Source organism: Cytobacillus sp. FSL H8-0458, assembly GCF_038002165.1.
In the GTDB taxonomy this organism is placed as follows: Bacteria; Bacillota; Bacilli; order Bacillales; family Cytobacillaceae; genus Cytobacillus.
In genome coordinates this window covers 1633351-1647501 of sequence record NZ_JBBOBR010000001.1, presented here as the reverse complement: position 1 = coordinate 1647501, position 14151 = coordinate 1633351, and the positions used below count along the sequence as shown (strand labels likewise).

Here is a 14151-nt window from a genome sequence, read left to right as displayed (position 1 = left end):
GCCATGATGCGACCACTGCGCGCAAGAAAAGTCTAATCCTGCGCTTTCCCGAGAAATATGAAAAGCGGGGAATATTTCCCCGCTCAATTGCCGTCTGTAATTTCTTTCAATATTTCATAAGAACGTTTTTGTTTTTCTTCATCATAAATATAAGAAACCGCCATGATTTCATCAACATTATACATACTCTGGAACTGTTCGAGCTGTCCTTTGACTGTTTCTTTGCTTCCCATCAGGGTGACGCTGGACATCCCCTCTGCCGCTTCCTTCTCCATTGGGTTCCAGATAGAGTCCAAGTCCTCGACCGGAGGGCTTAATTTCATGGAAGTCCCTCTGACAACATTCAGGAAAAACTGTTTCATTGTGGTTGACAGGAATTCAGCTTCCTCATCCGTCTCTGCTGCAATGACATTTAAGCATACCATCATATATGGTTTATCCAGATACTGCGAAGGCTTAAAGTTGGCACGGTAGATCCGGATGGCGTCCTCCATCCACCTTGGAGCAAAGTGTGAAGCAAACACATATGGAAGCCCCAGCTCAGCAGCCAAATACGCTGAATCTGTCGAAGAACCAAGAATATAAATGGGAATGTTCGTTTCAACACCCGGGTGTGCTTTTACATAGCTCTGCTCCTCTGAAGGACCAAAGTATGTCAGCAGCTGCTTCACATCCTCAGGAAATGTATAAACAGAATCATTTTTTGAACGGCGGAGCGCATTAGCCGTCATCATATCCGTACCAGGTGCCCTTCCAAGACCCAAGTCGACCCGATCCGGATAAATAGTCGCCATCGTGCCGAATTGCTCGGCAACCACTAATGGCGCATGGTTCGGCAGCATAATTCCGCCGGAGCCTATGCGAATCGTTTTAGTATGCTCCAATGCATGTTTTATTAAAATAGCCGTGGCAGAACTAACCAGTGTCGGGGTATTATGATGCTCCGCTATCCAAAAGCGTTTGTAGCCCATCTCCTCTGTTGCCTGAGCCAGATCAACAAGATCTTTGATTGCCTGCCTGCTGTCTTTCCCCTCCCGTATCGGGGCAAGGTTTAAAACAGAAACAGGTATTTGTATATTGGTCATTTTATAATCTCCTTCATGAAGAGTTGATTTTATTTTAACAACCGAAATAAATTTAGGAAAATATAATGCTTAGTGTAAGCAAAATTACAGAGGAGAATTAAACAAAATTTGAAATGGCAGTGGATATGAACGGAATTTTTTTGTTATGAGCGATTTTCTTCGGATTATGAGCGACCAATTTTCCTCAGCGAAATCGTGTCCTGCCTCAGCCAAACCTAAGCAAGAAAAAACCAGCCCCCCGCGAAAGGGGCTGGCTCTCAGCTTACTCTTAATGGTTCTTCATTCTCAGCAGAAACACTGGTTTTTGCCGGTTTTTTCTTATTCAATGCCAGCAGCAGAATCATGCCAAAGATACAGGCAGTACCTGCCCATTGAAAAATGCCGAATGGTTCGTTCAGCCAGATAACCGTAGTAAATACTGCGGCAAGCGGCTCAAGGCTGCTCAAAAGACTGGTTTCCGTTGGAGACAGCGTTTGGAGACTTTCAATATAGAACCAGAACGCAAGCATCGTTCCAAAAATAATAACGAAAACCAAATACAGGTAACCTTCAGCCGTTAAGCTGCCAAACTCCATTTTCCATGGGGGATGGACGAAACTCAATGCAGATCCGCCAATGACCATCGCCCATCCAACCACGACAAGGGAATCGTACTCCTTCAGCAGCGGGACGGCATATAACGTATAAAACGCCAGTGCCACACCGGAAAGCACTCCCCATACAATTGCAGGTGACGGTACGGACAGCTGAGAAACAGAACCATTGGTCAATAGCAGAAAGCATCCCGCTAAAGCAAGGGAAACTGTCACCAGATCCTGCCTTGAAAACACTGTTTGCTTCCGCAAAACCAGATAAATGATAATCATAGCTGGCGCCTGATATTGAAGCAGTGTGGCAACAGCCGCGTTTCCATGATGAATGGAAGCCATATAGGTGTACTGTACGGCAAGCATTCCCGCCAGGCCAAAAATCAAAAGCATGATAGCTGCCCTTTTATTCTTCCAAACTCCAAACACTTGTGAGTGATCTTTCAGCAAAAATTGAACGGCCAAAAGAAGAACACCCGCGATCAGAAGCCGGGCTGTGACAAGCCAATCAACAGAGATTCCAAATTCCTGAAAAAGCTTTTGAGCAACTGTTCCGCCAACTCCCCAGAATGAAGCTCCAAAAATAACGAGCAATAAACCCGTACTCCTTGAACGTCCTTTCATGTTCGATTCCACCTTAAATCTAATAATAGTGTTATAATAAACCAAATTCCGTGATAAAAATAGCTGGATATCATAAAAAAGTATAACAATATTGAGGTGGCTTCTTTGCAGATTAAAGATTTTAAAGTGGATGAAAGCCTGAAGGAATTGACGAGCCACAGGACGGTGGTGCTGCCTGTCGCCTGCTATGAAACGAAGATTGCAGATAATATACAAGGCAAGATCCCTTTGCATTGGCATGAGGAAATTCAATTTATCCTGACACTTAAAGGCGAAGCCATGGTTCAAGTCAATGAGGAAAAATTGGCGGTTAAAGAAGGAGGCTGCCTTTTCATCAATAGCGGGTGCCTTCATTCAGCCGAGGATATTAGCGGAGATTGTGTTTACATTTGTTTAAATGTCTCCCCTCATTTCCTGCTTCCCCAGGAATTATTCGCCAGCTATATTTCTCCGTATATTTCAGCAACAAATCTTCCATACATCATTTTGGACGGGAGTGAGGAATGGGGGAAAAATATTTTAGACAGCATCCTGGAAATTAGGAATTTAATACATGAGAATTCACCATTTTATGAGATTGATATAGCCTGTCTGCTCACATTCATTTGGCAGCAGTTAATCCGAAACGGATTCCAGCTGGAATACAGCCAGACAGAAGTTGAAAAACACAGGCGGATGAAAGAAATGCTGAATTGGATCCATGAGCATTATGCTGAAAAAGTCACCCTAAAATGTATTGCCAAAGCCGGCAGACTGAGCAATTCTGAATGCTGCAGATACTTTAAAAAGATTCTAAGGACCACACCCATTAATTACTTAATTCAGCACCGCCTGCAAAAAAGCCTCCCCCTGCTTCAAGAGCCGGGCTCGAATGTAACTGAGGTTGCGTATAAGGTAGGCTTCAACAGCAGCAGTTACTTTATTGAAAAATTCCGTAATGCGATGAATATGACCCCTTTAGCATATAAAAAGAAAAATTTTATAAAGTAATAGCCCTTGACCGGCCAACCTGTAAAGAACATTAGGAGCCTGACCTTCATCTATTTGCAGGACTTCATCCTATGGTAAATGGAATAATTTCTCTTTCATCCAAATACTAAATAGATGAATGAGACTGAACAGAATTAATAGGACATTTTTTGCTAAAAAACAGGAAAATGGAGGTTGAGATTTTATGGAACAGCTGATTTTTGAACATATGGAAACCGTGCGCGGCATTACTGAAAAATCGATTGAACGGATTCCTGAAGAAATGGCTGATATCATTCCAGAAGGGTTTAACAATAGTATCCGCTGGAACTTCGGGCATATTGCATTTGTCCAGGAAAAGCTTGTCTTTGGAATATCAGGTGAAAAATTGAACGTCCCAGTGAACTATGAACGGTTATTTGGCGCAGGATCTAAACCAGCTGATTGGTCCGAGCCACCGCCTTCATTCAGGGAAATCGCATCCGTCCTAGCCGGACAAAAATCCAGGATAAAAACATTTCTTCATGGCCGTCTAGATCAACAACTCCCAAATCCATACACAAACCGCAGCGGCATCACGTTTTACACATCCGGAGAAGCTTTTTTATTCGGCTTTTACCATGAAGCCATTCATATGGAGACTATTAAACAGATTTATCGTTCTATTTTAAATAAGGGCTGAATTGTTTCAAAAACTGCTCCTGTCTGTTATTTGCAAATGCTTTTAGTTCGGACTCTGTCTGTCTCTTTTCCGCTTTCTGTGTCTGAACTTAGCCCGGGTTCCGACTCAGTTCCACGGATTCCGCCTTTCTGTGTCCGAAGTTACACCGGGTTCTGACTCAGTTCTACCGGTTCCGCCTTTCTGTGTCCGAAGTTGACCCGGGTTCTGACTCAGTTCTACCGGTTCCTCCTCTCTGTGTCTGAAGTTGACCTGGGTTCGGACTCACATCCACGAGTTCCTGCTTTCTTTCTGTTCAAAAGCCCAATATATGCAAAAAAAATAAAAGGCATGCCCCAAAGGACATACCTCAATCTCATTCCGGCATATTTAATCTCGGAAAAAAGTTATAAACCATAAAAACACCGAATAAACCAAAGAATAATGCACCGAAGATTGAACCCTCCACCAGGGCTGCAATTCCGAATGCGATGGCAATCAAACCAACCCAAGCGGCAAATGAAGAAATGGTGTAATGATAAATTCCGCCGATAAATGTGAGCGTCCTGCCAAGGAATTGCCCTTCGCTCCCCGCTCTCTTAACTTCGACAAGCGTTAAGACAAAACTCCAAAGCAGCAGCAAAGGTATCCCCCATAAAAATATAAACCCGAATACTTCCATGCTTCTCCTCCAAAAGTTATTCCATAAACCTCATTAAATCCCCATGTACAATATCATCAGAGAACCTAAGCTCTTTTCTGGAGATATCCATTAAAGGTTCACAGCCAGTAATATCTGTTTCTTCTTCCGATTCGCTTTTGAAGCATTTGCCGGATTTGTACAAATAATCTTTCGCTATGAAACTTCCATCCCGGAAGGTAACGGGGTGATGAGGATCTCTTGTAAACAGGTTTTGCCCGAAGCTGAAATTATCAACAGCACTTATGCCGAGCAGATGAAGAATCGTTGCCCTTATATCGATTTCCCCGCCAAGGTTTGTAAACGTTTTGCCTTCCACGCCCGGCACATGGATGATCAGCGGCACACTCTGCAGCTGCATGCGGTTTACAATCGTATCTTCCTGCCCTAGCAGTTCAAGCACACCATGCTCATATTTGTCCGAGATGCCATAATGGTCGCCATACAATACAAACATCGTATTTTCATAGAGCCCGCTCTTTTTTAAGTCCTGGAAGAAGGTTTTAATGGCTTCATCCTGGTATCTGACGGTTGTGACATAGCGATTGACGACCATTTCACTAGTATTGGCCTCAGGGATAAACTGATCTTCCTCCTCCAGCAAAAACGGGAAATGGTTTGTTAATGTGATAAACCTGGCGTAGAAAGGCTGTTGCAGGTTCTCCAGATGCTCAATGGATTGCTGGAAAAATGGGATATCCTTAATCCCGTAGTTCACAGAATTCTCATCAGTAACCAGATAATCAGCTTTTGAAAAATACCGATCATACCCTAAAGAATCATACATGGCTTCCCGATTCCAGAACGAAGCGTCATTCCCGTGAAATACGGCTGCGTAATAATCCTTCTCAGCTAATATATGCGGCAGGCTCTGATAAGCATTTTCCGTTTTCCGGACAAATGCCGAGCCGCTCGACAACGGATAAAGGCCTGTATCAACCATGAATTCCGAGTCCGATGTTTTGCCCTGTGCTGTCTGATCATAGACCCGGCTGAAATAAAAACTGTCTTCAATCAGTGAATTAAGGAAAGGTGTTATTTCCTGACCGTTCACCTTCTGGTTAATCACAAAATTCTGGGTGGACTCCATGCTGATCAGTAGGACATTCATTCCTTTTGCCGCACCAAAGTAATCTGATGGCTTATCTTCGTGTGATTGGACATACTCGGCAGAAGCCTCAGCATCTGTTGAACTGGCAAAAGCTCGGTTGAGAGGGTTTGCTGCAGCGATGCCCATATCATAAAGGTGATACTGATACAAGCCAATATGCTTGACAAGCTGCTGGCGATTATAGGATTCCGAAAATAAATGAGGCACCTTTACCATGCCGAGAGTGATGGTCACTAGAACAAACATCACACTGACAGCACCATAAAGCCTTTTTGATTTATTTGAAAGCTGTGCTTGTACTGATTTCCGTTTTAAATAGAAAAGCCAAAAAACCACCAGATCAGCTAATAACAGAAGATCCCACGGACTGACCAATTCAAAAGTACTCGGTCCAATCCCTCCGACATTTTTAAACTGAAAAAGGATCGGAACGGTGACAAAATCGGTATAGAAACGATAATAAAGAAGATCCCCAAAAAGAATCCCGGTCAGAACTGCCATGCCTGCAAATATAGCTCCCGGTTTGACCTTTTTCTTAAAATAATAAGGAACTCCGAGAATGACCATTATGGCCCCAATCGGGCTTAATAGCATGAATAAAATATCAGTCCAGTTCTCAGGGTGCAGATTGAATCCGATAAAGGATACAGCAGCCGTCTTGATCCAGATAAGTATGACGGCAGCCCAAATGGGCGAAAGCTTTTTAAATAACTTCATAATCATACCGCTTTTCATATTGTTTTTCGAAAATACGTGCAATCATTTCGATAGATTGCATGACCTTCTCTTCTTCCTGCGCCCCCATCAGAGCCACCTGAACCCAATTTCTTTCAAGCAGGTACCCGCTTTCATAGCTTAGTAGAATTCCTTTCTGTTTGCATAAGTCGCCAAATTCCCTGCTGGAAATGTCCTCCGGCAAATGGACAGTAAGGATGCCCGGCGAATAATCTTCCCCGCCCAGAACGGAAAAACCCTTGTCCGAAAGAATCCTCCTTACTTTTAAAGACATTCGTTTTATTTTCTCATAATCTATCAGCTTTATACTCTCTTTTAATGCGCTGACCAGATTAGAAGAATGGGTGTATGGAATGCTTTCATTGTCCTCATACATCTTTAAATCCAGGTATCTGGGAACACTGCTGTTCCCTTTAATTCTGTCCCTATGGAACACAATCGCAAGACCCGGGTACGAGCCAAACCCTTTTCCGCTCACCGACGATGCCATATAAATATTCTTAAGACAAAGCGGAACGATTCCGGCAGTACTGCATGCATCCACGCAAAGCTCGGTACCATAGCTTGCACATAGCTCCTGAATCCCGCTGATATCGAATAAATACCCTGTTGAGGTTTCACAATGGACAGTCCAGACCCATTTTATAGAAGGATTTTCTGTCAGCATGTATGCAATTTCTTCGTGAAGGATCGGTTCATTCCAGTCTTTTTCAATCGTCTGAAAAGATAACTGAAATCTTCTGGCAGAATCAATGAGACGATAGCCAAATTCACCATTTGCCAGGATGAGCCCATTCCCCTCCATGTTTTTCAGCTGGGCAGCCACAAGGTCGTTGGAAAGGGTCCCCGTCCCGACAATAACCTGTGCATAGGAGGCACCTGTCATCTTGCATAATTGAAATCGCAGCTCCTTCAAGCCATTGATAAAATCATGATTACGATGAGATATTGCTTCTTTGGCAAAAGCACTTTTCACATTTTCATGTACAGGGACAGGTCCCGGCAAAAAAGAGTGCTGCCCGGACTGCTCTGAGTTTCTGTCCATTAAGCGTTTAAACGCTTTTGTGGAACGTTCGAAATTCTCTTTTGTTAAGTACATGGGCTGAAATTGGGCTCCTTCCTCTCCTGTCAGTGGACCAAAAGGCAAAAAGCCAATCCGTTTATACAATTTCAGCTGTCTGACCGTCCCTGAGATCAGCGCCATCGTATAATTTTTTTCAAGGCAAAGCTCCACAAGCTTTTCACAAAGCTGATAAAAGACACGGGTGCTGCGGTATTCCTTTTTGACTGACAGCAGGCGTACCTCGCAATATTCACCTTGCACAGGCAAGTATTCTTCGAGATTAGGAAGCTTATAATCAAGCGAAAATGGCCTTTTCGCACGAATCGCGATCATTCCTGCCACTTCCTCACCAGCCTTGGCAATCACATATGTATTTTCTTCATGAAATTTATCGATTAAATGCTGATTTTCATTTTGCTTATGCTGTGGAATTTCTTCGACGAATGTCTGATAGTTCAGCTGATGAATTTGTTCAAATTCATCATGTTCCGCTGCGATTTTGCAGATAATATTCATTAGTTTACCTCCTATGCTTAGGCATGATGAAATTTGTATGGGAAATTAGAACAATGATAAGCATCAGCAGCAGGCCTGCCGCAATAATGAATGAATCCCCAATCACCCAGGCTGTTATGGGAATAGAAGCCATAGAGATAAAACCCGATAAGGTATACCTCCGAAGAGCTGCAAACGTGATTCCCATTATAATGGCCATGATTGCTATCGTCAGCGGCTCCAGATACAGTGCAGAAGCCAGATAGACAACCACTCCTTTTCCGCCTTGAAAACCAAGCTGAATTGGAAAAAGATGGCCCAGCATCGCGCAAAAAGCGCTAAGAATGAATACAACATCACTCTCAAACATGAGTCCAGTCAAGTATAAAGCTGCCCATGTCTTTCCCGCATCAACTGCTATAGTCAGCAAAAACCCAGTCTTACCTAGTGCTCTTCCGGCATTTGTAGCTCCTGCATTCCCGCTCCCTATATATCTTATATCCTCTTTAGCTAAATATTTAACCACATAATAAGCTCCTGTTATGCTCCCAAATGCGTAAGAAAAGGCCATAACGATCAGAGCAGACCATACATATTCGATCATAAACACCTATCCCGCCTTCTATTAATTAAACGATCAAAAAGGGTAAAAAGTTTCATATATTTACAAATTTATAATCTGTTTTTTCGTTTAACTCACCTAATTTTACCATTAAACCATTTGATTGCCAGAGCCATAATTCATAATTCAGCCATTTTCATGCCATCATTAAATTTCAGTAAAAATAAAACTTTTGTGTTGACATTGTTTATCATTCGCATATAATTTGCATTAAGGCAAAACTTTTTTATAAATCCATAAATCTTGTCCATGTGACGTTAAATTGTGCAAAATCAATTAATTTGATCCCATTTAAACTTGGAAAATAAAGGAGGATAATAAAAAATGATGGATCCAGCTATCAGCATACAGGATTTGCATGTCTCTTATTTTGGTAATGAGGCTGTAACAGGGGTCAGCCTATCGGTGAATACCGGCAATCTGGTGGGTATTATCGGCCCGAATGGCGCAGGCAAATCAACTTTTCTAAAAGCCATGCTGAATCTCATACCCAAGGATAAAGGTGCAATTAAAGTGCTGGGAAAACCCATCAGAGAAGTGCGCAAAAGCATCGCCTATGTTCCGCAGCGGAATGACATAGACTGGGATTTCCCCATCACGGTGCATGATGCCGTTCTTATTGGGACCTACCCCCATTTAAAACTGTTCCGCCGTCCAAAGAAGAAGGATAAGGAATGGGCCATGGAATGTCTTCAGCGAGTCGGCATGCAGGAGTTCAGCAAAAGACAGATTGGTGAACTGTCAGGCGGACAGCAGCAGAGAGTTTTTCTGGCGAGAGCCCTTGCCCAGAAAGCGGATCTTTTTTTCCTGGATGAGCCGTTTGTCGGGGTTGATGTATCGAGCGAGGAAACGATTGTGAACATTTTGAAGGAGCTGTGCAGACAGGGAAAAACCGTGATCGTCGTACACCATGACTTAAGTAAGGCGAACGATTATTTCAGTCAGTTAATTCTTCTAAATAAGGAATTGATCAGTTTCGGGACTGTTGAAGATGTGTTTAAGCCTGAAGTAATTGCAAAAGCCTACCAGGGGCAATTTGCTTTTATGAATGAGATTGGGGTGTCATTATAATGGCTTTTATTGAAGCGGTTATGCAATATGGTTTTCTGCAAAAAGCGTTATTAACCTCGGTTATGGTAGGAATTATCTGCGGAGTCATTGGCTGCTTTATCATCCTGAGAGGAATGGCTCTCATGGGAGACGCCATTTCACATGCCGTACTTCCCGGTGTTGCCATTTCGTATATGCTGGGTGTTAACTTCTTCTTCGGGGCCGTGATCAGCGGTGTGATTACGGCGATCGCTATCGGCTTCGTATCGCAAAACAGCCGGATTAAGCATGATACCTCAATTGGCATTATGTTCACAGCTGCATTTGCTTCAGGAATCATTATTATTACGATGCTAAAAAGCAGTACAGATTTGTACCATATTTTATTTGGGAATGTTTTGGCGGTAAGATCATCCGATATGTGGATCACGTTGGGCATCAGCCTGATTGTGTTGGGGGCTGTTTACCTCTTTTACAAAGAATTATTGGTCACATCATTTGATCCGACAATGGGCGCAGCTTACGGACTGCCCGTTCGCTTCATTCATTATTTCCTGATGACTCTATTAACAATGGTAACTGTTGCATCCCTTCAGACAGTAGGAATTGTGCTCGTAGTGGCGATGCTGATCACCCCTGCGGCAGCAGCTTATCTGTTAACCGAGCGGCTGTGGATGATGATCTTCCTTGCCTCTGGCATTGGGGTGATTTCATCCATCACGGGGCTTTACTTCAGCTTCACCTACAACTTAGCTTCAGGAGCAACGATAGTCATATCATCCACCGCTATATTCATTCTCGTTTTCTTGTTCTCCCCTAAACATGGGCTGATATGGAAAACGCTGAAAGTAAAGAAAAAGAGAGCTTCATTAGTGTAATAAAAACATGTCAGGAGGTTATCCAAATGTTTAAAAAATGCTTTCTTTTACTGGCTGCATCCCTTCTTTTCCTGTCATTATTGTCAGCCTGCAGCAGCGGAAAGAGTACAACTGCCGAAAATGATGAAAAAATCCAGGTTGTGACTACCTATTCGATTGTGTATGACATTGTGAAAAATGTAGGCGGGGATTTGATAGAGATTCATAGCCTGGCACCCATCGGCTCTAATCCCCACGAATATGACCCGCTTCCTGAGGATGTCCAAAAAACAACGGATGCTGATGCTGTGTTTTATAACGGCCTGAATCTTGAAGCCGGCAACTCATGGTTCAACAAGCTGATGGAAACGGCCGGAAAAGACGGTGAAGATGCACCAGTCTTCCTGATGAGCAAAGGCGTTGAGGCCATGCACTTAACTACGAAAGGCAAAGAAAGTGAAGAAGATCCCCATGCATGGCTCGACATCCGCAACGGAATCAAATACGCGGAAAATGCCAGAGATGGACTGATCAAGGCAGATCCAGATAATAAAGAGGTTTACGAAAAAAACGCGGAAGAATATATTGCAAAGCTTCAAAAGCTGCATGACGAAGCTGTGACACAATTTAACGAAATCCCGAAATCTGAAAGGGTTCTCGTTACAAGTGAAGGTGCTTTTAAATATTTCAGTGAAGCCTACGGATTCCAGGCAGAATACATCTGGGAAATCAACCAGGAAAACCAGGGAACACCAGAACAAATTACAAGAATTGTAGATATCATCAATGAAAAAGGCATTACAGGACTGTTCCTTGAAACCAGCATTGACGCCAGGAGCATGGAAGCCGTATCTGATGAAACCAATGTTCCAATCATGGGAAAAGTGTTTACAGACTCTCTGGCAAAGCCTGGTGAAGAAGGCGATACGTACATCTCGATGATGGAATGGAATATAGAAACCATTAAAGAAGGCTTGACGAAGTAAAGGCTATGTAATTACACTAAAAAACGCTTGAGATGTTCAAGAACATTCAAGCGTTTTTTTTGTCCTGTTTTATATTCTGGCTTGTCATAACCGTTCAATTAAAGTAGTATAATCCGGTGTCGTACTTAAAAGAGTATCCTGATTTTTTATAGCAAAAAGGACTCCCCTTTACCCTCACTCAAAGCTTTTCTATATACTTTAGAGGCTGCCATTGTGTCCAAAAACCCTACCCCGACAGATTTATAAAATGTTATTTCACTTGATTTTTCACGTCCAGCTTTTTCCCCGCATACGATTTCACCAATTTCACCATAAATGAGATCCGTATTCCATTCTCCTTTTTTATGTGGAACAAGGAGATCTCCAGCTTCGTGCATGGCTCCTTCCAATGTATCGACCACAACTTTATTGCTTCTGATTAGTGTTTGAACATCAACCTCTTGCATATGTGCCTGATAAGAACCTATGGCATTAATATGGGTTCCTTCCCTCAGTACCGATCCATCAAAAAGGGGTGTTGAACTTTTCGTGCTGCAGATGAGAATATCTGATTGGGCTGCAGCCGCATTGGCATCTGGTTGAATTGAAATGGTCCCCCTCCAATCTGGATACAGCGAATGGATTTCATCTTTAAATACTTCTGCTCGATCTATTGTGCGGTTATATAAAATGATATGTTCTATCTCCCTAACGGACATGACAGCTTGGATTTGGCCGGCAGCTTGAGCTCCACACCCTAATACAGAACAAACTTTCGCATTCTCCCGCGCTAAATATTTCGTTGCAGCCCCGCTTGAAGCACCGGTTCTTAATACCGTCAAGTAGCTGGCATCCATTAAGGCAACGTGCTCGCCAGTCTTCGCATCGGTCAGCAGAATCACTCCCTGTAGAACCGGTTTTCCCCTGCCTGAATTGTGCGGAAAAATACTTACAACTTTAACTGCTGTATAATTTTCCGGTTCAATATAGGAAGGCATATATAAAGTTTCTGCTTCATATGCAGAATGCGGAACCGACATTCTTACCGGTGTCAGCGTTTTATTCTTGTGGCCATAACAAAATGCCTTCTCAACATCCTGAATACACTCTTCCATTGAGTACAATTCTTTTATGGTTTCTTTATTGATCATTAACATAGTCATTCACTCCAATATGAACTTTTCGTATATCCGTTAATCAAAGAAAGTGTTTTTTGGCTGCCATGTCTACATATTGACAGTGATAGTTTGATTTTTATGTGTCTTCTTAGAAGAAAACCTGTCCAGTCTAAACGGGGTTAAATCAATATCTGACATTCCCTTAGTAATGAGGTCACTCATAACACTTCCTGTTGATAATGCCATGGAAATTCCACTCATTGCATGGCCTGACGCGATAAATAGATTATTCAGTGAAGGCGCTTTGCCTATAATAGGCAAACCATCAGGAGTCATAGGCCGCATTCCGCACCATGCCTGTTCATCTCCGCGAACAGACGACCGTAAATATTGAGCTGCAGAACTCTTTAAACTATCAATTCGCCGCTGATCCAGATCAGTATTAAGGCCAGACAGTTCCATGGTTCCTCCAATTCTAACAGAATCATGAAACGGGCTAATTGTTACCCTTGAATCCCCTAAGTAAAGCGGCTGCTGAAACTGAATGGAAGGATTAGAAATGGTGATGCTATATCCTTTCCCTGCTGTCATGGGGATGTGTAATCCCACTTGTCTTAAAACCAGTCCCGCCCATGCTCCCGCAGTGACAAGAAAGTGATCCCCTTCAATGGTTTTTTTTCGGGTTTTAACCCCGGAGATCTTGTCCCCTTCTTGGATAAATCCCGTTGCTTCTGTATGAGAAAGGACCTCAGCCCCATTTGAGATAAGCCATTTTTTTAGAGCTTTGGTAAGGGATTCAGGCCTGACATGCCGTTCAGCAGGGAGATATATGCCACCAGCCACTGCATCAGAAAGGGCCGGTTCCATTTCCATTACTTCTTTTTTTGATTTTGCTGCAGGTGCCGGCAAACCGTAGCTTTCAACAATACTATAGTTATCCAGCTTTTCTTCAATATACCTTTGGTCTAAAAAGACAAAAAGCAGCCCTTTTCGATGCATTTCAAATTCAAGACAGCCCTCTTGCTCGAGTTCATCGAACAAACTCAATGTTTTTCTGCTCAATTCCAAGCCTGCGGTATACCCCCTTTGGTAGGATTCTTCACTGCAAAACTTCCAGAATTGCATGAGCCAGGGTGATAATGAGGGGACAATGGCTGGCTTAATATATAGAGGGCTATCACGCTTTATCATCCACTTCAAACTTGACTTAATCAGACCGGGAGCAGGAACCGGATCAGATAAACTGGGGCACACCCATCCCATATTTCCACTCGAACATTCTGCTCCGGAATCACCTTTATCAATTAATACTACATCCATTCCCTGTTTTCTAAGGTAAAAGGCGCATGCTAAACCAATGATACCTCCGCCAATAATAATAGCCTTCGTCATTCCCTTCCCCTCCATTGTGAGTAAATTAATTTAGATAGTACTTTAATTATAGAGGGTGAATTTTCTGAATAAAATGTACAATATAAATGATAAAAAATAATTTTCAACTGTAATTTTTGT

13 protein-coding genes are annotated in these 14151 nt (G+C 42.7%); 5 read left to right on the top strand and 8 right to left on the bottom strand.

The genetic code is table 11. The features are described 5' to 3' along the window. Window positions 1–83 precede the first annotated feature (83 nt). On the bottom strand, window positions 84–1085 hold the full coding sequence (locus NYE23_RS07890) for an LLM class flavin-dependent oxidoreductase (RefSeq protein WP_341076842.1): 1002 nt from the start codon (window positions 1083–1085) through the stop codon (window positions 84–86). Between the two features lie 257 nt (window positions 1086–1342). Continuing rightward, window positions 1343–2296, bottom strand: a complete 954-nt coding sequence (locus tag NYE23_RS07885) for a DMT family transporter (protein ID WP_341076841.1) — start codon at window positions 2294–2296, stop codon at window positions 1343–1345. 105 nt (window positions 2297–2401) lie between these two features. Between NYE23_RS07885 and NYE23_RS07880 the strand changes: the two genes are divergently transcribed. Together NYE23_RS07880 and NYE23_RS07875 are read left to right on the top strand one after the other, a co-directional pair. Further along, window positions 2402–3286 (top strand): AraC family transcriptional regulator, encoded by an 885-nt coding sequence (locus NYE23_RS07880; RefSeq protein ID WP_341076839.1) that lies wholly within the window; start codon window positions 2402–2404, stop codon window positions 3284–3286. A gap of 184 nt (window positions 3287–3470) precedes the next feature. Further along, window positions 3471–3947 (top strand): DinB family protein, encoded by a 477-nt coding sequence (locus NYE23_RS07875; RefSeq protein WP_341076837.1) that lies wholly within the window; start codon window positions 3471–3473, stop codon window positions 3945–3947. A gap of 352 nt (window positions 3948–4299) precedes the next feature. On the opposite strand, the gene NYE23_RS07870 is transcribed toward NYE23_RS07875, so the two are convergent. The 4 genes from NYE23_RS07870 to NYE23_RS07855 are packed head-to-tail and all read right to left on the bottom strand — an operon-like array spanning window position 4300 to window position 8631. After that, window positions 4300–4605, bottom strand: coding sequence for a hypothetical protein (locus tag NYE23_RS07870; protein WP_341076836.1), 306 nt, complete (start codon window positions 4603–4605; stop codon window positions 4300–4302). Between the two features lie 16 nt (window positions 4606–4621). Continuing rightward, the gene (locus NYE23_RS07865; RefSeq protein WP_341076835.1) at window positions 4622–6451 is read right to left on the bottom strand and encodes an LTA synthase family protein; all 1830 of its coding nucleotides are present in this window, start codon (window positions 6449–6451) and stop codon (window positions 4622–4624) included. Then, on the bottom strand, window positions 6438–8048 hold the full coding sequence (locus NYE23_RS07860) for a GNAT family N-acetyltransferase (protein ID WP_341076834.1): 1611 nt from the start codon (window positions 8046–8048) through the stop codon (window positions 6438–6440). The genes NYE23_RS07865 and NYE23_RS07860 overlap by 14 nt, the downstream gene beginning before the upstream one ends. A gap of 4 nt (window positions 8049–8052) precedes the next feature. Further along, complete coding sequence (locus tag NYE23_RS07855; RefSeq protein WP_341076833.1) at window positions 8053–8631, bottom strand: glycerol-3-phosphate acyltransferase; 579 nt, start codon at window positions 8629–8631, stop codon at window positions 8053–8055. A 345-nt stretch (window positions 8632–8976) separates the two neighbouring features. Here NYE23_RS07855 and NYE23_RS07850 point away from each other — a divergent pair, with 345 nt between their 5' ends. Genes NYE23_RS07850 through NYE23_RS07840 form a run of 3 tightly spaced genes read left to right on the top strand, consistent with a single transcriptional unit; the run spans window position 8977 to window position 11542 of the window. Next, window positions 8977–9720, top strand: coding sequence for a metal ABC transporter ATP-binding protein (locus NYE23_RS07850; protein WP_341080647.1), 744 nt, complete (start codon window positions 8977–8979; stop codon window positions 9718–9720). Beyond that, window positions 9720–10577, top strand: coding sequence for a metal ABC transporter permease (locus tag NYE23_RS07845; RefSeq protein ID WP_076257942.1), 858 nt, complete (start codon window positions 9720–9722; stop codon window positions 10575–10577). Before NYE23_RS07850 ends, NYE23_RS07845 begins: the two co-directional genes overlap by 1 nt. Window positions 10578–10603: 26 nt before the next feature. Further along, window positions 10604–11542, top strand: coding sequence for a metal ABC transporter substrate-binding protein (locus tag NYE23_RS07840; protein ID WP_341076831.1), 939 nt, complete (start codon window positions 10604–10606; stop codon window positions 11540–11542). A 146-nt stretch (window positions 11543–11688) separates the two neighbouring features. On the opposite strand, the gene NYE23_RS07835 is transcribed toward NYE23_RS07840, so the two are convergent. Together NYE23_RS07835 and NYE23_RS07830 are read right to left on the bottom strand one after the other, a co-directional pair. Next, complete coding sequence (locus tag NYE23_RS07835) at window positions 11689–12678, bottom strand: ornithine cyclodeaminase family protein (RefSeq protein ID WP_341076829.1); 990 nt, start codon at window positions 12676–12678, stop codon at window positions 11689–11691. 69 nt (window positions 12679–12747) lie between these two features. Further along, window positions 12748–14031: an NAD(P)/FAD-dependent oxidoreductase gene (locus NYE23_RS07830; protein ID WP_341076826.1), complete on the bottom strand. Its 1284-nt coding sequence runs from the start codon at window positions 14029–14031 to the stop codon at window positions 12748–12750. Window positions 14032–14151 lie beyond the last annotated feature (120 nt).